The sequence below is a fragment of the Vulgatibacter incomptus genome (assembly GCF_001263175.1).
Taxonomy (GTDB): Bacteria; Myxococcota; Myxococcia; order Myxococcales; family Vulgatibacteraceae; genus Vulgatibacter; species Vulgatibacter incomptus.
Genome location: NZ_CP012332.1, coordinates 790,733 through 811,649 on the forward strand (window position 1 = coordinate 790,733; position 20,917 = coordinate 811,649).

At 69.8% G+C, this 20,917-nt stretch carries 14 protein-coding genes; 12 read left to right on the plus strand and 2 right to left on the minus strand.

What is annotated here, in order from left to right:
* The first annotated feature begins 59 nt into the window (after positions 1-59).
* Both hemG and AKJ08_RS03215 read left to right on the plus strand, forming a co-directional pair.
* Positions 60-1,421 (plus strand): protoporphyrinogen oxidase, encoded by a 1,362-nt coding sequence (gene hemG, locus AKJ08_RS03210; RefSeq protein WP_050724738.1) that lies wholly within the window; start codon positions 60-62, stop codon positions 1,419-1,421.
* Between the two features lie 120 nt (positions 1,422-1,541).
* A complete protein-coding gene (locus AKJ08_RS03215; RefSeq protein WP_157370443.1) occupies positions 1,542-2,714 on the plus strand; it encodes a hypothetical protein in 1,173 nt (390 codons plus the stop codon).
* Between the two features lie 72 nt (positions 2,715-2,786).
* On the opposite strand, the gene AKJ08_RS03220 is transcribed toward AKJ08_RS03215, so the two are convergent.
* Positions 2,787-5,354 carry a N,N-dimethylformamidase beta subunit family domain-containing protein gene (locus AKJ08_RS03220; RefSeq protein WP_050724740.1) on the minus strand — a complete coding sequence of 856 codons (2,568 nt, stop codon included), beginning with the start codon at positions 5,352-5,354 and terminating at the stop codon, positions 2,787-2,789.
* 107 nt (positions 5,355-5,461) lie between these two features.
* Complete coding sequence (locus tag AKJ08_RS03225) at positions 5,462-6,883, minus strand: replication-associated recombination protein A (RefSeq protein ID WP_082342622.1); 1,422 nt, start codon at positions 6,881-6,883, stop codon at positions 5,462-5,464.
* A 34-nt stretch (positions 6,884-6,917) separates the two neighbouring features.
* Here AKJ08_RS03225 and AKJ08_RS03230 point away from each other — a divergent pair, with 34 nt between their 5' ends.
* The 10 genes from AKJ08_RS03230 to AKJ08_RS03275 all read left to right on the plus strand — a co-directional run bounded on the left by AKJ08_RS03230 (position 6,918) and on the right by AKJ08_RS03275 (position 20,905).
* Positions 6,918-7,787 carry an NAD(+)/NADH kinase gene (locus AKJ08_RS03230; protein ID WP_082342623.1) on the plus strand — a complete coding sequence of 290 codons (870 nt, stop codon included), beginning with the start codon at positions 6,918-6,920 and terminating at the stop codon, positions 7,785-7,787.
* Between the two features lie 135 nt (positions 7,788-7,922).
* The gene (gene recN, locus AKJ08_RS03235) at positions 7,923-9,770 is read left to right on the plus strand and encodes a DNA repair protein RecN (RefSeq protein ID WP_050724742.1); all 1,848 of its coding nucleotides are present in this window, start codon (positions 7,923-7,925) and stop codon (positions 9,768-9,770) included.
* 162 nt (positions 9,771-9,932) lie between these two features.
* Positions 9,933-10,676, plus strand: a complete 744-nt coding sequence (locus AKJ08_RS03240; RefSeq protein ID WP_082342625.1) for a Stp1/IreP family PP2C-type Ser/Thr phosphatase — start codon at positions 9,933-9,935, stop codon at positions 10,674-10,676.
* A 265-nt stretch (positions 10,677-10,941) separates the two neighbouring features.
* Entirely contained in the window at positions 10,942-11,829 is an 888-nt protein-coding gene (locus AKJ08_RS03245) for a M23 family metallopeptidase (RefSeq protein WP_050724744.1), read from the plus strand.
* A gap of 270 nt (positions 11,830-12,099) precedes the next feature.
* Positions 12,100-14,988: a preprotein translocase subunit SecA gene (gene secA, locus AKJ08_RS03250; RefSeq protein ID WP_050724745.1), complete on the plus strand. Its 2,889-nt coding sequence runs from the start codon at positions 12,100-12,102 to the stop codon at positions 14,986-14,988.
* A gap of 329 nt (positions 14,989-15,317) precedes the next feature.
* Positions 15,318-16,277 (plus strand): 30S ribosomal protein S2, encoded by a 960-nt coding sequence (gene rpsB / locus AKJ08_RS03255; RefSeq protein ID WP_050727416.1) that lies wholly within the window; start codon positions 15,318-15,320, stop codon positions 16,275-16,277.
* 191 nt (positions 16,278-16,468) lie between these two features.
* On the plus strand, positions 16,469-17,125 hold the full coding sequence (gene tsf, locus AKJ08_RS03260) for a translation elongation factor Ts (protein WP_050724746.1): 657 nt from the start codon (positions 16,469-16,471) through the stop codon (positions 17,123-17,125).
* 312 nt (positions 17,126-17,437) lie between these two features.
* Complete coding sequence (pyrH, locus tag AKJ08_RS03265; protein ID WP_050724747.1) at positions 17,438-18,172, plus strand: UMP kinase; 735 nt, start codon at positions 17,438-17,440, stop codon at positions 18,170-18,172.
* 14 nt (positions 18,173-18,186) lie between these two features.
* Positions 18,187-18,747 (plus strand): ribosome recycling factor, encoded by a 561-nt coding sequence (gene frr / locus AKJ08_RS03270; protein WP_050727417.1) that lies wholly within the window; start codon positions 18,187-18,189, stop codon positions 18,745-18,747.
* Positions 18,748-18,769: 22 nt separating this feature from the next.
* Positions 18,770-20,905, plus strand: a complete 2,136-nt coding sequence (locus tag AKJ08_RS03275) for a helix-turn-helix transcriptional regulator (protein ID WP_050724748.1) — start codon at positions 18,770-18,772, stop codon at positions 20,903-20,905.
* Positions 20,906-20,917: the final 12 nt, after the last annotated feature.

Consider the following 20,917-nt stretch of genomic DNA (forward strand, 5'->3'; position numbering starts at 1 on the left):
CGGACTGGAACGGGGCCCCTTCGTGCTGACGCGAGGGGTCCCGCCGAGGAACGCACGGCATGAGAGTGGCGATCGTGGGCGGAGGGATCTCGGGCCTCGCGCTGGCTGAGCGGTTGGCGGCCGCCGGCGCGGAGCCCCTCGTGCTCGAGGCCGACGATCGGGCGGGCGGCAAGATCGCCACCCGTCGCAAGGACGGCTTCCTCCTCGAGGCCGGGCCCAACGGCTTCCTCGACAAGGAGCCCGCCACCCTCGAGCTCGCGTCCCGCATCGGCCTCCGCGACTCCCTTCGCCAGGCGGAGACCGCGGCGAAGCGCCGCTGGGTCTTCGTCCGCGGCGCGCTGCGCGAGGTGCCCTCGACGCCGCCGGCGTTCCTGCGCTCCGACATCCTCCCGCCCTTCGCCAAGGCCCGCGTCGCGCTGGAGCCCTTCTCCCGGCGCGCGAAGCCCGGCGTGGACGAGTCCATCGCCGACTTCGGCAGGCGGCACCTGGGCGCCCGGGCGACCCGCGATCTCCTCGGCGCGATGGTGCTCGGGATCTTCGGCGGGGACGTGGAGAAGCTCTCCCTCGCGAGCTGCTTCCCCAAGATGGCCGAGCTCGAGAGGGCCCATCGCTCGCTGGTGCTCGGGATGATCCGGCTGCAGCGGGAGAAGAAGGGGGCCGGCGGTCCCGCAGGCCCGGGCGGCGTCCTCACCAGCGTGGAGGGCGGCCTCGGCCACTACCCGGCGCGCCTCGCCGAGACCCTGGGGTCGGCGGTGCGCACAGGCGTGCGGGTCGACGCGCTGTCGGTCACGGAGAGTGGAGTCCGACTTCACACGAATTCTGGCGGGAGGGCCGCCGAGCTGGACGCGGACGCCGTCGCGATCACGGCGCCGGCCGACGTGGCCTCGAGGCTCCTCGCGCCGCTGGACCCGGCGCTGGGCGAGCTCGCTGCCGGCGTCCCCTACGCGCCGATGGCCGTGGTCCACCTTGCGTGGCCCCGCGCGCGGATCGCCCACCCGCTGGACGGCTTCGGTTTCCTGGTGCCCCCCCACGAGGGGCGCGGGATCCTGGGCGCGATCTTCGTCTCATCGATCTTCCCGTGGCGCGCGCCGCCGGATCAGGCGCTCTTCACCGTGATGATCGGCGGCGCCGTCCGGCCCGAGCTCGCCGCCCGCCCGGAGGCGGAGCTCGCGACCCTCGCGGCATCGGAGCTCGGCGGCATCATCGGCGCCTCTGGCGATCCGAGCCTGGCCGAGGTGATCCGCTGGCAGCGGGCGATCCCGCAGTACGTGATCGGCCACGAGGCCCGGCGCCGGGAAGCCATGGAGCGGATCGCACGGCTTGGACCAGTGCACCTCGGCGGCAACGCGTGGCGCGGCATCGGCGTCAACGACTGCATCGCCGCTGCCGCCCCCCTCGCCACCGAGATCCTCGATCGCTAGAAGCGCTCTCGCTCTGCTGATTTATTGGCGAATTGTTAGATTTTTTACTGTTGACTGGTTTGTTGCTTGGAGTATGGGTGCGCCCGCCGAATTTTCGGCTCTTCAGGGGTGTGCAACTACATGCTTCAGCTTCGAACCGGCCTGGTGGCGCTGCTCGGCGCCTGTCTCTTCGCGACCGCTTGCGGCAAGGACAAGGAGACGATCCTCGTCCAGGAGCAGCAGACGGCCGACCAGGTCTACTACTTCTCCGGTCACATCTACGACGGCCTGACCGGCCAGCGGCTCACCGGCTACTCCCTCGACTTGCAGTTCCGCGACAAGAAGCTCAGCGCGCAGGTCGACGCCGAGGGTCGCTACTTCGTGGGTCCGCTCCCGTACTTCCAGGACTACACGGTTCGCGTGAAGGCGGACGGCTACCGCTCCTTCCTCTCGCACAACGCGGGCATCACGCTCGACTGGAACCACGAGTCCTTCCTGGTCCACGAGCACGCCCCGGAGAAGGGCTTCTACTACAACGCCTTCCTCTATCCGGATGACCTCGTCGCCCCGGCCACCCAGGTCTTCGTCACGACCTGGGACACCGAGAAGCGGCCGTCCGGAACGGTCCGCTTCACGCCGACCAACGTCCCGGCGATGCTCGACTACCTCCCGGCGGTCAACGGGCAGATCTGGAACAACGCCGACGACCTGCAGCTGCGCACGGTGACCAAGACCGTGACCGACGGTGTCGCCACGATCGAGGCCGGCGAGCTCGGCTTCGGCGTCCACTACGACGTGATGGTGTACGGCGCCGCCGGATACGCTCCGGGCATCGCCGGCTTCCTGGCGGGCATCGACGACTACGTGACCGTGGTGCTCGACCCGCTCGACGCCGCCGGTCTCGAGCTCGTCTACAACTCCATCACCACCGGGATCCCGGCGCCGAACGGCGAGATCGTCCTGGCCTTCAACCAGCCGATCGAGTTCGACCCGCTCCACACCGCGGCGGAGTACGCGAAGTACGTCGACGACACGCTCTCGATCGACTCGTGGGACGAGAACGGGAACGGCAAGTGGAACGAGCTCAAGAATGCCAGCCGCGGCACGGCCGTCCAGATCAAGGGCAACCTCCTCATCCTGCGGTGGAACCCCCAGGAGGCGCTCGCGACGGTGGATGACAACGACCCGATCTACAGCGTGACCTACGGCGCGCTGGATTCGGTCCTCGTCCGTCCGGCAGGGGGCAAGTACTGGGAGCGGGCCTCGATCGGCATGCTGGTCGGCACGACCTCGCTCACGGTCAACCTGCGCTAACTTTCGGACTGACTCGCGAAAGCGGAAGGGCGAGCGTCTCTCGAAGAGGCGCTCGCCTTTTTCCTTGTCGCCTCAGCGGCGGATCGCGCGGATCGCGCCGTTGCCGTCGGCGACGTAGATCGTACCGTCCGGCCCCACCGCGATCCCCATCGGCAGCGGGATCTCCGCCCGATCGCCAGGCCCGTCGGCGTTTCCGAAGCGCCCCGTTCCGGCCAGCGTCGTCACCACCGTCGAACGAGCGTCCCTCCCCGGCACGATCCGCCGGATCCGGAAGTTGGTGGGCTCCGTGAGCAGCAGCCCGCTCCCGTCCCACGTGAGCCCTCCCTGTGGCGCGATCCGCGCGAGATCGCCGCTACCGTCCTGGTAGCCGGGGATTCCGCCGGCGAGGGTGGTCACCGTGTGAGCGGGATCCGTGCCGACGCGGAGGAGCTTCGCGCTCCCCGTCGCCACCACGTAGACCGTCCCGTCGCCGGCGACCGCCACCGCGCTCGGATAGCCGATGGCCGCCTGGGCCGCCGGTCCGTCGGCGTCGCCGAGGACCCCGTTCCCCGCGAGGGTTCGCACCCTCCACGTGCCCTTCTCGAGCACGCGGATCCGGTGGTTGTTCATGTCGGCCACGAGGATGTCGCCTGTGAGGGGATCCTCCGCCATGCCCATCGGCATGTCGAAGAGGGCCTGCCCCGCGTCGCCGTCCCGGTACCCCGAGACGCCCATGACGCCGGCGATCGGGATCACCTTGCGATCGGGCCCGTCGAGGATCTTCCGGATGCAGTGGTTGTAGGTGTCGGCGACGAAGATCCCGCCGGGCACCGCGAGGATCCCGGTGGGGGAGAAGAAGCGCGCCCGCAGCCCCGGCACGTTGTCGTACGCAGGGTTGTTCGAGAGGTTCCCGTCGCCGGCGATCGGGGTCACCGTCCTCGTCGGCGCGGGCCCCACCTCGACGACCCGATGCTTTCGAGTGTCGACCACCGCGAGCCTCCCGTCCGGGAGGGCCGTCACTCCGGCGGGGCCCGCGAGGCCCGTAGCAATCGTGGTGACGCTGGATGCGAACGGCCCGCTGGGTGACGGGTCGGCGGGGAGCGCGCCGTCGCCGAGGCCACGGGGCGGAGCGATCGAGAGGGCGGCCTGGATCACGTTCGCGGTCATCCGATCCACGCGGGGATCCGGGCGCGGCCCGCCGGTGAGGCCGAGGACCCACTCGATCGACCCGGAGGCGAAGACGAAGGCGCCGCTCGACGCCGTGTAGGAGCCTCCCTCCGACCAGCCCGGCTTCCCCTCGGCGTCGAGGACCGGCGAGCGGCCCGCGACCCGGAACGTCGCCGGCGTGGCGCCGTTGTCGATCAGACGGTCGTACTCGTAGCCGACGATGTTGCGGATCGTGTCCCCCCTGCGGAGGCCGGTGCCCGTGTAGAGGAAGCTCGAGTCGTCCGCGACCACCCAGGGTGAAGAGCGGATCGACCAGGACTCGTACATCACGCCCAGGAGCGCGTTCTCGGGCCGGTCGATCGGCGGGTCCCGGTACCGCCCCGTGAGCTGCGCGCCCTGGACGGGATCGGTCTTGGTCCCGCCCTTGTAGCAGGAGAAGGTGCGCGGATTTCGCTCCGAGGCCCAGTTCTCGAATCGGATCTTCCAGTAGGCGGTGTTGGCGCCGAAGAAGAGGAGGTGCACGCCGGCGTCGCGGGCCTTCTCCACCGCGTCCCGTTCCTCCACCGACCAGTACTCGTCGTGCCCCGCGTCGAGGAGGGCGCCGCGGCCGTAGAGGACGGGCCAGCCGCCCCAGGCCACGTCCACGTTCGTCGTGTAGGTGACGTCGTAGTCCCAGTGCTCCAGGAGCTTCACCATCTGCGCTTCGTACCGGAACATCTGGCCGCCGCCGTAATCGCCGTCGTAGGGGCGGTCGAAGCTCACCTGCGTTGCCTTGCGCAGCGGGAGCTTGCCGGTGCGGTCCACGTAGAGGGAGGTGCCGCCCCAGGCGTTGTACGCCTGGTAGGTGGTGACGTTCGCCTGGAGGAGGAGGTCGGCGGGGCGATCGTCCACGACCACCAGCGGCACGAACCGCGTGTAGCCGTCGTCGCGGACGGCCTTGAGCGCGTAGAGTCCGGAGACTGCGTCGGCGGGGATGGTCAGCTCGAAGGTCGGCGTCCACTTGCAGCGGACGAGGCCGGAGACCGGATCGGGGGGGCAGGGAGGTTGAACCGTGACGTCCACCGGACCTCCGGATGAAACGACCCGCGCCCCGGCGCCGCCGTACCAGCCGAGCCGGTAGAGCTTCCAGCTCGCCTTCCGCGCCGCGGTGGAGCTGAGCATGATCCGCACCTTCTCTCCGGCGCGGGCGGAGACCCGCTCGGCGTAGCCCTCGATCTGGTGATCCCAGGCGTCGTAGATGACGTCCCAGCCGGGCTCTCCCGGCTGCTGGTTCTCCTGAGCGATCGGGCTCCCAGGCTTGGAGACCGGGGGCCACGCTCTCGGGGGCCGCGGAGGGGTGCCGTGATCGGGGGGCGTAAACGTCTCGGGGTTCGTCTTGCCCACGAGGTCCGGCCCTCCCGAGCATCCGGCGGCGAGCAGGAGAAAGAGGATCAGGCCCGGTCCCGAGAGGGCCCGGCGGACTGGGAGCGGATCGAACGGTCGCTGGACGAGCATGCGGGCAAGGTCCAGTCGGATCGTCCGGTCCGCAATTCCGGCGGCCCCGCTTTCGCTGGGGCGGGGGCGGACCAAACGGCTCGAGGAGCGGGGCCGCGCGCGCCCGATCAGCGCCCCGAGCCGCCCCTCCCGCGGGCCTTCGCCACCTTCTCCCGGAGCTGCCCCATGCGATCCCCGATCTGGCGTTCCCAGCCCTGATCCGAGGGATCGTAGTAGAGGCGGCCCGCGAGCTCTGCGGGCAGGTAGTCCTGCGCCACGTGATGCCCGGGCTCGTCGTGGGGGTAGCGGTAGCCCTTGCCGTAGCCGAGATCCTTCATCAGTCCGGTGGGCGCGTTGCGAAGCGCCATCGGGATCTCGAGCGGCCCGCGCCCCATCACGTCCGCCTTCGCCGCCTGGTACGCCTGGAGCGCGCTGTTCGACTTGGGCGCCGCCGCCAGGTAGCAGATCCCCATCGAGATCGGCAGGTAGCCCTCCGGCCAGCCCACGAATTCGAACGCGCGGAAGCAGTCCATCGCCACGGAGAGCGCCCGCGGATCCGCGAGGCCGATGTCCTCGGCGGCGAATATCACCATCCGGCGCAGCACGAAGCGCGGATCCTCCCCGGCCTCCAGCATCCGCGCGGCGTAGTAGAGCGCCGCGTCCGGATCGCTCCCGCGCATCGACTTGATGAAGGCCGAGACCAGGTCGTAGTGCTGCTCGCCGGCCTTGTCGTAGAGGAGCGCCCGCCGCGCGATCGCCTCCTCGGCGTCCGCGAGCGAGATCCGTCGATCCGTCCTCGCGGCGGCGGAGGCAGCGGCGATCTCCAACGCCGAGAGCGCCCGCCGCGCGTCGCCCGAGGCGATCTTCGACAGGTGGTCGAGGGCCAGCGGATCCGCCTCGAGGCCCAGTGATCCCAGGCCGCGCTCCTCGTCCTGGAGCGCGCGCTCCAGCAGGGTGAGGAGAACGTCCTCGGTGAGCGGCTTCAGCACGTAGACCCGCGCCCGGGAGAGGAGCGCCGAGTTCAGCGCGAACGAGGGGTTCTCGGTGGTCGCGCCGATCAGGGTGATGGTGCCCCTCTCGACGTGGGGGAGGAACGCGTCCTGCTGCGCCTTGTTGAAGCGGTGGATCTCGTCCACGAAGAGGATCGTGCGGCCCCCTCCTTGGTCACGCCGCTCCTCCGCCTCGGCCACGATCGCCCGGACGTCCGCCACGCCGCCCAGCACCGCGCTGAAGGGCACGAACTCGCTTCGGGTGAGGTTCGCGATCACCTGGGCGAGGGTGGTCTTTCCGGAGCCCGGCGGGCCCCAGAGGATCATCGACGGGACCTCGTCCCGCTCGATCGCCCGGCGCAGCAGGTGACCCGGCCCGACGAGGTGCTGCTGCCCAAGCAGCTCGTCCAGCGTCCGCGGCCTCATCCTCTCCGCTAGGGGGGCGGGGGCAGGGCCCGTCTGCTCCCGCCCCGTGCGCTTCCCCTTCGTCTTCTTGGCCTTGGATCCGGCCGGCTTCGATGGAGCGCCGAAGAGATCCGGCTGCTCGCCTTTCGTGGACATGGGCGCATCCTAACCCGTGCTAGCATCCGCGCCCATGTCGAGGACGCCGCTCCGTCGCGTGGGAATCGTGCCCCGCATGAGCCATCCGGCAGCGCTGAAGACCGCCCGGGAGCTCGCAGCCTGGCTCGTCGAGAGGGGCCTCGAGGTCTTCGTCGAGGCGGTCTCCGACGAGGACTTCGGCGCGCCGGCGGTCCCGGCGTCCGAGCTCAAGGAGAAGAGCGAGCTCCTCGTCGTCCTCGGCGGCGACGGGACGTTGATCCACGCGGCGACGCTCCTCGAGGGAAAGCCCACGCCGATCCTCGGGGTCAACATGGGCTCGCTGGGCTTCATGACCGAGGTGCCGCTCCCCGAGCTCTACCCGATGCTCGAGTCCGTCCTCGAGGGCGACTACACGGTCGACGAGCGGATGAAGCTCGACGTCCACCTCCACCGCGGCGGAGGACCGCCCCTGGTCCAGGGGCAGGTGCTGAACGACGTGGTGATCAGCAAGGGCGCCCTCGCGCGGATCGCCGACCTCGAGGCGACCCTCGACGGATCCCTGGTCACGCTCTACAAGGCCGACGGGATCATCGTCGCCACGCCCACCGGCTCCACGGCGTACTCGCTCTCTGCGGACGGCCCGATCGTCTATCCCTCCCTGGACGCCGTGGTGATCTCGCCGATCTGCCCGCACACCCTCACCCAGCGCCCGATCGTGGTCCCTCCGGATCGCCCGATCCACGTCGAGCTCAAGAGCGACAACGGCGAGGTCTACCTCACGCTGGACGGCCAGTCGGGCATGGCGCTCGAGCGCGGCGATCGGGTCGAGATCCGCCGCTCCGCCGACCGCGTCTTCCTCGTCCGCAACCCGCGCCTCGACTACTTCTCGATCCTGCGGGCCAAGCTCCGCTGGGGCGAGCGGTAGGGGCTTCCCCGCGTTCGGCCCCGCATCCTTTCCACAGGCATCGGACGGTCGTCCGATGGCGTTGTCGGACCCCTCTGCTAGAAGGAGATCATCCGTTCAGTGGGAACGGGTGGTCAGGGGTAGCGGAGGCGCGCCATGCTTGCAGCGCTGCGGATTGAGTCACTGGCGATCATCGATTCTCTCGAGGTCCGGTTCGACAAGGGCCTGAACGTCCTCACCGGAGAGACCGGCGCGGGCAAGTCCATCCTCATCGACGCCCTCGCGCTCCTCCTCGGCGGGAGGGCCGATCCGGCGGCGGTACGGGCCGGCCGCGACGAGGCCGTGGTGGAGGGCCTCTTCGTCGGCCCCGGCCTCGCCGGGCGGGCGGCAGAGCTCGGACTCCCCGCCGACGGCGACGAGCTCCTGGTGCGGCGCACGATCTCGCGGTCGGGGCGCAGCCGGGTCCACGTAAACGGCGCGCTGGCGACGGTCTCCCTCCTCGCGACGCTCACCAGGGGATTGGTCGACGTCTCCGGCCAGCACGAGCAGGTCTCGCTGCTCCGTCGGGAGCGCCACCTCGATCTCCTCGACGACTTCGGCTCCCTCGGCGGGCTCCGGCGCTCGTTCGACGAGGAGTTCGGGCGTCTCGCTGCGGCGTCTCGTGAGGAGGAGCGGCTCCGGACGGAGGAGGCCGAGCGGGAGCGGCGCCGGGATTACCTCGCCTTCCAGCTCCGCGAGCTCGACGAGCTCGCGCCCGAGCAGGGAGAGGACGAGAGCCTCTCGCTCGAGCGGCGGATCCTCGCTGGGGCCGAGCGAATCCGCGTGGCGGCGGAGGAGGTCGAGGGGCTCCTGGTCTCGGGCGACGGCGCCGTGGTCGACCGCCTCGGCGTCGCGCTGCGGCGGCTGGAGGACGCCGCGCGGCTCGATCCCCGCATCGCGCCGGTGGCCGGCGCCGTCGAAGCGGCCCGGACGGAGCTCGCCGAGGCCGGCCGTACCCTGGAGCGGCTCGCCTCCGCCGCCGGCGGCGACGCGACCGAGAGGCTCGCCTTTGTCGACGAGAGGCTCGAGGCGCTACGTCACCTGGCGCGAAAGCACGGTGGAACCCTCGGCGCGGCCCTCGCCCGGGGCGCGTCGATGCGGGAGGAGCTCGCGGCCATCGAAGGAAGCGAGGCCAGGGTCTCGGAGCTCGCCGAGGAGGTGCGGATCCGCAGCCGGGCGGCGGAAGCGCTCGCGGGGCGCCTCTCCGCTTCACGTGCGTCTGCAGCGGAGGCCCTCGCCCGGGCCGTGAAGCCGGAGCTCCAGCGCCTGGGTCTCGAGAACGCCGTCCTCGAGGTCCGCTTCTCGCCTCCCTGCGGTGAAGGAAGCCTCGAGACGAGGGGGCTCCCGCCCGAAGCGGAGCTCGCTCAGGAGAAGAGCGCTCCATCCGGCGGCGATCGGCGCGAGGGCGCGAACGGGCTGCGCCTTGGCATGCGTCTCAGCAGGAGAGGAGCGGAAGAGGCGGAGTTCCTCTTCTCAGCGAACCCCGGCGAGGAGCCGAGGGCGCTGGGACGTGCGGCCAGCGGAGGCGAGCTCTCACGGGTGCTCCTCGCGCTCAAGCGGGCGCTGGCCCGGGTGGATCCCGTGGAGAGCTACGTCTTCGACGAGGTCGACGCCGGGATCGGCGGCGCGACCGGCGTCATCGTCGGGCAGATGCTCCGCGACGTGGCCCACGAGCGGCAGGTGCTCTGCGTGACCCACCTTCCTCAGGTGGCCGCCTTCGCAGACGTGCACCTCCAGGTGACCAAGGAGGTTCGCGAAGGTCGAACCCACTCCCGGGTCGAACGGCTCGAGGCGAGGGAATCACGGCAGCGGCATCTCGCGCGGATGCTCTCGGGGAGCGAGGGTCCCGCCTCGCTTGCGGCGGCGGCGGAGCTGCTCGGGCAAGCGCTTCCCGCGGAGCGCCCGTCCCCGACCGGCGTCGAAGGGATCGCCGGAGCCCGGCGGGGCCGACGCAAAGCGGCCTGATCCGGTGGCGGAACGAGCTCGTGATGGGCGAGAGTCAGGATCGAACGATGTCGTTCGTCGCCGCGGTCCCTGGGGAAGACGACCGTTGCGGGCGGGTAGGGCGCGTCGCTAGCATCCCGCGGCTCCGGAGCGCGCAAAGCTCGACTGGGATCGGTGGATCGGATGAACCTCGAACATTGCGGTCGCACCGACGTCGGGCGCGTGCGGGATCACAACGAGGACTCGTTCCTCGAGAACGAGGCCCTCGGGCTCTTCGTCGTCGCCGACGGGATGGGCGGACACGCCGCTGGCGAGGTTGCGTCGCGCCTCGCGGCGGAGACCATCGAGAACGAGGTCCGCACCCAGCTCGAGGTAGAGGGCGACGACGGCGAGGCTGCAGCGGACCTCGCCGGGATCCTGCGCGACGCCGTCGAGGTCGCTGGCGCGCGGGTCTACCACCAGTCCAAGCGGAACCCGGCACAGGCCGGCATGGGCACGACCGCAACCGCCCTGCTCGTACGCGACGGCAAGGCGGTGATCGGCCACGTCGGAGACAGCCGGGCGTACCTGTGGCGGGACGGAGAGCTCCGGCAGCTCACCGACGACCACTCCCTCGTCGCGGAGCAGGTCCGCGCGGGGCTCCTCCTGCCGGACGAGGCCCGCCACTCGCGGCTCCGGAACATCATCACCCGCTCGGTCGGCGTGGAGGAGCACGTCGAGGTCGACGTCCGCTCGGTGGACGCCGATGCGGACTCCCTCTTCCTGCTCTGCTCCGACGGACTCACGAACCTCGTGGACGACGACGAGATCGCCGAGGCCGCGCAGACGCTGCCGGTCGACATGCTGCCGTCCGCCCTCGTCGACCTCGCGAACGAGCGGGGCGGCGACGACAACATCACGGTGATCGTGGTGCGGGTCGGCGCGTAGCCAGCTCGGCAGGAGCGCTGCCAATCGGCGATTCCAGTCCGGCGAGGATTAGGCGATCGCCCTCCGTCTGGTGCGACCCAGGCGGGGGAAGCGAGGCGTTCCTTGGATTCTTTTCAGTTGATCGCGCGCGGAGCCCTCAAATAGGGTCCGGCGAGTGGGTCGAACCGGCCAAGTCTTTGGCCGTCGATCGGAGGCGTCCCGCGTATCCAGATTGCCCATTGGAGCTCGGAATGCCGTCTCCATGGGCGCCGCAAGGGAGAAGAGTTTGCCGCAGCGTTCCTACACGATCCTCGTGGTGCCCGACCGCGCTTCGACGACGAAGCGTTTTCGCGTCGGCCATCGGGCCATCCTCGCAACCTGCGCGGCAGCGGGTGCCGCGACGTTGGCCCTGTCGGGGATCGGGATTCACTACGCAGGCCTGATCGATCACGCGGAGGACAACCGCCTCCTGCGGGACGAGAACGCGCAGCTCCGCTCGCAGCTCCGGCTGGTGCAGGAGAAGGTGGCCCACATCGACGAGACCCTGGATCGGGTCGGCCGCTTCGACCAGAAGCTCCGCGCCCTGACCTCGCTCAGCGACCAGGAGCGGAACCTGGCGATCGGTCCGCTCGATGCGCCTGACGCCCACGACGCCGAAGCGATCGAGGACGCCCACGACGATCTCGGCGAGAAGCTCGAGGCCCTGGTGGACGAGGCGGCGAAGAGCGAGCGGAGCCTCGCCGAGCTGCAGCGTTACTTCGAGGATCAGAAAAGCCTGCTCGCCTCCACGCCATCCATCTGGCCTGCGCGCGGCTGGGTGACGAGCGACTTCGGGAGTCGGCTCGACCCCTATACGGCCCATCGGGTGGTCCACAAGGGGTTGGACATCGCCAACCGAGCGGGCTCCGCCGTGATCGCGCCGGCGGACGGCGTGGTGGTCTACGCCGGCGCCGAGAGCGGCTACGGAAAGGTCGTGGTCCTCGACCACGGCTTCGGCGTGAAGACCCGCTTCGGCCACCTCTCGAAGATCGAGGCCATCGTCGGGCAGAAGGTGCGGCGCGGCCAGCAGATCGCGGCGATGGGGAACACCGGCCGCTCCACCGGCCCGCACCTCCACTACGAGGTGAGGGTGAACGGCATTCCGGAGAACCCCCGGAAGTTCATCCTGGAGTAGCGCCCGCGATGGAGGAGCCGCTCCTCCCCTCGTGGCGCCAGCGCCCGTCATCGGGCCAGGCGAGCCGGGAAATCCGCGTCGGTCTCGGCGAGCCGGGAAATCCGCGAGGCGTTGGCGCGTTTCAGTCCCGGCACCCAGTTGCCGGAGCCGGGAGATCCGGTAGGAAGCCGACGTTTGGAGCTTCCTTCGACCCCTCCGGCGCATATAGTGCGCGATTCAAACGGAGCCTCTGGGCTCCGGAACCCGTTCTCGTAGTGTCAGGTGGCCTCGATGTTCGATTTTGTCGTCAGGAAGCTCGTCGGGACGAAGAACCAGCGGGAGCTGAAGAAGCTGGATCCCGTCGTCGCCCGCATCAACGAGCTCGAGACCCGGATGAAGGCCCTCAAGGACGAGGACTTCGCCAGGCAGTCCGTCGAGTGGAAGCAGCAGGTCGCGAACGGCCGCAAGCTCGACGATCTCCTGCCCGAGGCCTTCGCCGCCTGCCGGGAGGCCGGGCGCCGGGTCCTCGGCCAGCGTCACTTCGACGTGCAGCTCATCGGCGGCATGGTCCTGCACTCCGGCCGGATCGCCGAGATGCGCACCGGTGAAGGCAAGACCCTCACCGCGACGCTCCCCTCCTACCTCAATGCCCTCGAGGGCCGCGGCGTCCACGTGGTCACGGTGAACGACTACCTCGCTCGCCGCGACTCGGAGTGGATGGGCCGGGTCCACCGCTTCCTCGGCCTCTCCGTGGGCTGCGTGCTCCATGGCCTCACCGACGCCCAGCGCCAGGACGCCTACCGCTCCGACATCACCTACGGGCAGAACAACGAGTTCGGCTTCGACTACCTGCGCGACAACATGAAGTTCCGCCTCTCGCAGTACGTGCAGAGGGAGCTGAACTTCGCCATCGTCGACGAGGTCGACTCGATCCTCATCGACGAGGCCCGTACCCCGCTCATCATCTCGGGCCCCTCGGACGAGGCCACCGACCTCTACTACAAGGTCGACAAGATCATCCCGTTCCTCGTCGCCGACACCGACTTCGTCGTCGACGAGAAGGCCCGCTCGGCGATGCTCACCGACGAGGGCGTCGAGAAGGTCGAGCACAAGCTCGCGATCCCCAACCTCTACGATCCGTCCGAGATCGAGACCCTGCACCACGTGGAGCAGGCCCTCCGCGCCCATGCCCTCTACCGCCGCGACAAGGAGTACGTGGTCCAGAACGGCGAGGTGCTGATCGTCGACGAGTTCACCGGCCGCATCATGCCGGGCCGGCGCTGGTCCGACGGCCTCCACCAGGCCATCGAGGCCAAGGAAGGGGTGAAGATCGAGGCGGAGAACCAGACCCTCGCCACGATCTCCTTCCAGAACTACTTCCGCATGTACACCAAGCTGTCCGGCATGACCGGTACGGCCGACACGGAAGCGCCCGAGTTCGCCTCGACCTACAACCTCGACGTGGTGGTGATCCCCACCAACCGCCCGATGGTCCGCAAGGATCGGGACGACATCGTCTACAAGACCGAGCGCGAGAAGTTCAACGCGGTCGCCGACGAGATCGCGGAGCTCAACGCCAAGGGCCAGCCGATCCTGGTCGGCACGGTCTCCATCGCCAAGAGCGAGGCGCTGTCCTCGATCCTGAAGAAGCGCGGGATCCGCCACGACGTCCTCAACGCCAAGCAGCACGAGCGCGAGGCGAACATCGTGGCCCAGGCGGGCCGCAAGGGCGCCGTCACCATCGCCACCAACATGGCCGGCCGAGGCACAGACATCATCCTGGGCGGCAACGCCGAGGCGCTGGTCCAGCACGAGCTCGGCGATCCGCCCATCCAGCCCATCGGGGCGGAGGGCGTGCTCCTCGAGACCTGGCAGCAGGAGCAGGCGGCCTACGATGCGCGCAAGAAGGAGCTCCTCGAGAAGTACGAGGCGCTCCTCTCCAAGGAGCGGAGCGAGGTGATGGAGGCGGGCGGCCTCGCCATCCTCGGCACCGAGCGCCACGAGAGCCGGCGCATCGACAACCAGCTCCGGGGCCGCGCGGGCCGCCAGGGCGACGCCGGCTTGAGCCGCTTCTACCTCTCGCTGGAAGACGATCTCATGCGGATCTTCGCCAGCGACCGCATCGCTCGGATCATGGAGACGCTGGGCATGCAGGAAGGCGAGCCCATCGAGCACAAGTGGCTCACGCGCTCGATCGCCAGCGCCCAGAAGCGGGTGGAGGCCCACCACTTCGACTCCCGTAAGAACGTCCTCGAGTACGACGACGTGATGAACCAGCAGCGCAAGACGGTGTACCGGATGCGCCGTGAGGTGCTCGCGTCCGGGGCCGGCCAGCCGCTGGTCGAGTTCGACGAGGATCCGAAGACCAAGAAGAAGACCCGCCTGGAGCGGACGCTCACCTGGGACGATCAGAAGGATCGGATCCTCGACTTCATCGACGCGGTGGTCTCGAACCTCGTGGACACCTACGCCCCGGCCAAGGGGGAGTGGGACGCCGAGGGGCTCAGCGCCGCGGTCCGCGACCAGTTCGGCTTCGACTTCCAGGTGGCCGGCGGCAGCCAGGAGCAGGTCGAGGACCAGCTCTTCACCGCGTTCGAGAAGCACTGGCAGGCCAAGGAGGAGAACCTCGGCCTGGACACCGACGGCGTGCCCGTGCTCCGGAAGTTCGAACAGTGGATCTCCCTCCAGTCGATCGACGCGAACTGGAAGGACCACCTGCTGCAGATGGATCACCTGCGCCAGGGCATCGGCCTGCGGGGCTACGGCCAGAAGGATCCCAAGGCCGAGTACAAGAAGGAAGGGTTCAACTACTTCCAGCAGATGGCCTACCGGGTCCAGGAGCAGGTGGCCCGCGAGGTCCTCCGGCTCCAGGTGATCACCCGCGAGCAGCAGGAGGTACAGGCGGCCCAGGTCGCCGCCGCCCGTGCGGCCGCCGACCTCGAGCGCAAGATCGCGGAGCAGCGCAAGCGCCAGCGGATGATCGAGAGCCACGCGGATCTCGCCGCGACGGCGAACGCCGATCCGGCCGAAGGGCGGGGCGGGCGCCAGGAGGCGCCTCGGCAGCAGCCGACGGTCCGGGAGGCCCCGAAGGTGGGCCGGAACGATCCCTGCCCCTGTGGGTCCGGCAAGAAGTACAAGAAGTGCCACGGGACGGACGCGGACACCTCCACCGGGACCTGACAGGTGGCCGAACGCCAGGGAGGACGCCGGCTGGCCGGCCTCCCTGGCGAGCGCCGGCCCCTCCGATCGGGCCGGGCCCGCAACTGTTGATATCTTGATCGTTCAGGAGAGGCGTGCTATGGCAGCGCGCCTCTTCGTCGTCAGGCCCTCGTCTCGAGGACCCGGCGGCTTGGAGCACATCACTCACACGCCCGAGCGTCGTCGGATGGTGCCCTCGAGGAGAGGGATCCTGCGGCCTTGGCGGGCGTGGCGGAACAACCGAAAGGAAGAAGCAAATGGAGCCTACGACCGAGACGCAGCCCGAAGCCTTCGCCCCTCCCGAGAGCCCGATGGCTGCCGCCGCCGCCGCCGCGACCGCGATCAGCATGAAGCAGCTGCTCGAGGCCGGCGTGCACTTCGGCCACCAGACCCGTCGCTGGAACCCGAAGATGAAGCCGTACATCTTCGGCGCCCGCAACGGCATCTACATCATCGACCTGCAGAAGACCGTGAAGCTGGCGCGCAACGCGTTCCGCTTCGTGGCCGACTCGGTCGCCAAGGGCGGCACCGTCCTCTTCGTGGGCACCAAGAAGCAGGCCCAGGACGTGATCATGGAGGAGGCGACCCGCTGCAATCAGTTCCACGTCACCAACCGGTGGCTGGGCGGCACGCTCACCAACTTCAAGACGGTCAAGCAGGGCATCGACCGCCTCAAGACCCTCGAGAAGATGGCCGAGGACGGCACCTTCGAGCGCCTCCCCAAGAAGGAGGTCGCCATCCTCATGCGCGAGCAGGACAAGCTCCAGCGCAACCTGGGCGGCATCAAGGAGCTCACCCGCCTCCCCAGCGTCCTCTTCGTGATCGACCCGAAGAAGGAGCACCTCGCGATCCACGAGGCGAACCGCCTCGGGATCCCCGTGGTCGCCGTCGTCGACACGAACTGCGACCCCGAGGGCATCACCCACGTGATCCCGGGCAACGACGACGCCATCCGCTCGATCCGCCTCTTCGCCGGCAAGGTCGCCGACGCCGCCCTCGAGGGCATGGCGCGCTACGCCGCCACCCGCCACGAGCGCGCCGAGGAGCCGAGCCGTGAGCGTGAGGAAGAGGGCCGTGGCGAGCGCCGTGGTCCCCGTGGCGACCGCGGTGACCGCCGTGGTCCCGGTGGCGGCCGCCCCGGCGAGCGCCGTGGTCCGCCGCCGCGCGGCCCCCGCGCCGAGGCCGGTGGCGCCGAGGAGCGCCGTGGTCCCGCCGTCGAGGTGGTGCGCCGCGCCGAGCCCGCCGCCGAGGCCGCGCCGGACGCGGAGTAAGCCCCCCGCGTCGCCTTTCGCCCGCGCAGCTTTCGCGCGGGCGTGAGCTGCCACTCCACGCGGCGCGGGCCTTGGACCCGCGCCGCATCGTTCTGAGCCCCTCCTCCTGCGAAGTGAGCGCAGACGGAGGAGGGACGCGCACGGCGCGCCGACTCGCGTCGAGCGCGCCTTCGTTTCAAAAGAGGTGAACCATGGCCGAAGTGACCGCAGCAGCAGTTAAGGAGCTCCGCGAGAAGACCGGCGCGGGGATGATGGACTGCAAGAAGGCCCTCTCCGCCACCGAGGGTGACATGGAGAAGGCGATCGACTGGCTCCGCCAGAAGGGCCTCTCCGCCGCGGCGAAGAAGGCCGGCCGCGCTGCTACCGAGGGTGCAGTCACCAGCTACATCCACGGCGCCGGCAAGATCGGCGTCCTCGTCGAGGTGAACTGCGAGACCGACTTCGTCGCTCGCAATGAGGGCTTCCAGGAGCTGGTCCGCGACATCGCGATGCACATCGCGGCCGCGGCGCCCCTGTACGTCCGCCGCGAAGAGGTGGATCCCGCCATCCTCGAGCGAGAGCTCGACGTCTACCGCGGCCAGCTCAAGGAGCAGGGCAAGCCGGAGAAGATCTGGGACAAGATTCTCGAGGGCAAGCGGGAGAAGTTCTACCAGGACATCTGCCTGCTCGAGCAGCCCTTCGTGAAGGATCCGGACAAGACCGTTCAGCAGCTCGTGAACGAGGCCGTTGCGAAGATCGGTGAGAACATCACCGTCCGCCGCTTCGCCCGCTTCGTTCTCGGCGAGGGCCTCGAGAAGAAGACCGAGAACTTCGCCGAGGAGATCGCCAAGACCGCCGGTCTGGCCTGATCCCCGCGCAGAGTGAAGAAGCGAATGCTCCCGTCCGCGTTTTCGGGCGGGAGCACCCGCAAACTTTTTTCGGTCCAAGTGATCCCGGTCGCCGCGAGGCGACATTCGAGAAACGGCGGAAGGAGCGGGAAGCCGTCTCGAAGCAACCGGGGGCCGAGAAGACGAAAAACCCGCTCCTTCCTCTATTTTCCCTCCCCCATAAGTCCTCTGCCGCTTCGCCTCTCGCCTTGACCCCTTGGGAGGTGCGCGCTACAAACCCGCGCGAACGCCGCCTCGACCCGAGCACGGTCGGCGCCGGACCCTGGGTGCGCCATGGCAGATCCCCGATTCAATCGAATCCTGCTCAAACTCTCCGGCGAAGCCTTGATGGGCCCCGGGAAGTACGGGATCGACACCCAGACCCTCGACCAGATCGCCGAAGAGGTCGGCGAGGTCGTTGAGATGGGCGTCGAGACCGCCCTCGTCATCGGAGGCGGGAACATCTTCCGCGGCGTCTCCGGCGCGGCAGAGGGCATGGATCGCTCGAGCGCCGACTACATGGGGATGCTCGCGACGGTCATCAACTCCCTCGCGCTCCAGGACGCGCTCGAGAAGCGCGGCGTGAGCACCCGGGTGCAGTCGGCCATAGAGATGCGCCAGATCGCCGAGCCCTACATCCGCCGTCGGGCCTCGCGCCACCTCGAGAAGGGGCGGGTGGTGATCTTCGCCGCCGGCACCGGCAACCCGTTCTTCACCACCGACACCGCCGCCGCCCTGCGGGCCATGGAGATCAAGGCCGAGGTGATGCTGAAGGCGACCAAGGTGGACGGCGTCTACACCGCCGACCCCAAGAAGGACCCGAGCGCCCGCCGTTACAAGACCCTGAGCTACATGGACGTGCTCCAGAACGAGCTCAAGGTCATGGACGCGACGGCGGTCTCGCTCTGCATGGACAACAACCTGCCGCTCGTCGTCTTCGACCTCACCGTTCCCGGCAACGTGGTGCGGATGGTCCGTGGCGAGGATGTCGGTACGATGGTGGGCAAGATCCCCACCGTTTGCGCTTGAAGGGAGCGACTTCGATGGCTGGCGAGGAGATCATCAAGGACTTCAAGGGTCGGGTCGAGAAGACGCTCGAGGATTTGCGCCGCGAGCTCTCCAAGATCCGCACGGGTCGCGCCAACGCCAGCGTCCTCGAGGGCGTGCAGGTCGACTCCTACGGCTCGCGCATGCCGCTGAACGCCGTGGCGACGATCACCGTCCCCGACGCGCGCACGATCGTGATCAAGCCCTTCGATCGCTCGCAGATCCCCGCGATCGAGAAGGGGATCAACGAGGCCGGCGTCGGGATCACCCCGCAGAACGACGGCACCGTGATCCGCCTCCCGGTTCCGCCCCTCACCGAGGAGCGCCGGAAGGAGATCGCCAAGCAGGTGAAGAAGCGGGGCGAGGAGCACAAGGTCGCCGTCCGCAACCTGCGCCGCGACGCCAACGAGCAGATCAAGGCCCAGACCAAGGACAGCGTGCTCTCCACGGACGACGAGAAGCGCCTCCTGGATCAGGTCCAGAAGGAGACCGACGGCGGCATCGCCATGGTCGACCAGATCGTGGCCCGCAAGGAGAAGGAGGTCATGGAGATCTGAGTCGTCGATCTCCGCCTCTCCGATGAGCCACCGCCAGACCGACAGGGCCGAGCGGCTCCTCGATCTGGTCAGCCTGCTGCTTGGGGCGGACCACCCGATCTCCTGGGCGGAGCTCCGCGAGGCGTTCCCGGGCGATTACGGCACGGGCAAGCCCGACTCTTGCCTGCGAAAGTGGGAGCGGGACAAGGCCGAGCTGGTGGACATGGGGCTCCCGCTGCGCTGGATCCCCCCCACTGGCGACGGTGACACCGGCGGTTACGTCCTCGATCGCGCCCAGTACTTCCTGGGCGATCTCGACCTGGCTCCGGAGGAGCGGGCGCTCCTCTCGGTGGCGGGCGCCGCAGCGCTGGAGCAGCCGCAGTTTCCGCTGCGCACCGACCTCGCCCACGCGCTGAACAAGCTGCTCTTCGAGGACGCCGCCCGCGGCGAAGGCCCCGGCCCTCGGAGCGTCCCGCTCGTGCATCTCCCCGCCGCCGGCGCGGAGCTCCAGGCCGGCGTCCTCGAGGCCCTCGGCCAGGCCGTCGCCGCACGCAAGGACGTGGGCCTCTCCTATCGCGCCTTCGACGGGGCCGTCACCGAGCGCGCCGTCTCGCCCTATGGTCTCGCCTATCGGCGCGGGGCGTGGTTCCTCGTGGGCCACTGCCACCTGCGGGGCGGCCTGCGCACGTTCCAGGTCGAGCGGATCGCATCGCTCTCCCGCGGGAAGGGCACCAGCCGCGGCCCCGACTTCGACGTCCCCCAGGGCTTCGACGCGCGCGCCGTGGTGGGCAGGGAGCCCTGGGAGTTCGCCGTCCACCCGCCGGTCGAGGTGGAGATACGGCTCGATCCCGTGGTCGCGCTCCTCGCCCGGAGCCGCTTCGGGCGCGACGCGGTCGTCCTCGAGGATGACGCGGGCGCGTCAGTGAAGTTGCGAGTCACCTACGGTGAAGCGCTCGTTCGAGAGGTGCTCCGGCTCGCGCCGCATGCCGAGCTCGTCTCTCCGCCGTCGCTGCGTGAGCGCGTGGCGGAGGTGGCCGGGCGCCTCGCCGCCGTCCACGAGGGGGAGGGCGAGAGCGCCGCTGCCGTTCGTGCCGCGGAACGCGTCGACGCCTGGGCAGCCGACGCGCGAACGTCGCCAGGCGAAGCCGACCGCTTGGCGGCCGATTCCCGCATGGCTCCCGGCTCGGGCACGCGGGCCATCACCGTCCCCGGCGATCTTCGGGAGCGGCTTCGCCGTGCGCTCTTCCTGATCCCCTACGCGGTCGCGAATCCGGGCTGCCGTGTCGACGACCTCGCGGCGGCGGCGCGGCTCTCGCCCGACCAGCTCCTCGCGGAGCTCGACTTTCTCCGCATGGTGGGCCGCCCTCCCTACTCGCCCGCCGATCTCATCGACATCGACGTGAGCAACGGCAGGGTCGAGGTGGCGCTTCCCCAGGGCCTCCTGCGGCCTCCCTCGCTCACGCCCCTCGAGGCGGCCGCCCTGGACGCGGCGGCGAGCGCGCTGGCGGCGGAGGGCGGCGAGGCCCTCTCGCGCGCCAGGGAGAAGCTGCGCGCTGCGATCCCGACGTCCGCCCGCGAGCAGTTCGACAGCGTCGCGGGCCGCGTCCTCATGGACCACGGGGGCCTCGAGCTGGAGGTCGCGCGCCTGCTGGATCGCGCCATCGCCGAGCGGCGCGAGCTCGAGCTCACCTACTTCACCGCCGCCAGGGGCGAGGCACGGAGGCGCAGCCTGCGGCCGCTGGAGCGCGTGCTCCATCAGGGCTACTGGTACCTCCACGCCTTCTGCTGCGAGCGCCGCGACCGGAGGCTCTTCCGCCTCGACCGCGCCGCCGATCTGGTGCTCACCGAGCGCACCTTCGTGCCGCGGCCCTCCGACGACGACGCGCGCTTCCGCAGGCCCTCGCTCCACGCCCCCGGTGCGAACGCGCCCTTCGCGAGGGTGCGGATCGCCGAGGGGCCGTGGACCCGGGCCGAATCGCTCCGGCGCCTCGGCGCCGTGGAGGTCGTCACCCGAGGGGACGGCTCGGCGGAGGCGACCCTTCCAGCGGACGGCGAGGCCTTCGTCGCGGCGACGGTGCTCTCGCTGGGCGGCGACGCGGAGCTCCTCGAGTCCGGGCTGCTCCGCGAGCGGGTCCACACTGCGGCGCTCGCTACGCGCGAGCGCCACGAGCGCCGATAGGCGCCGCGATCA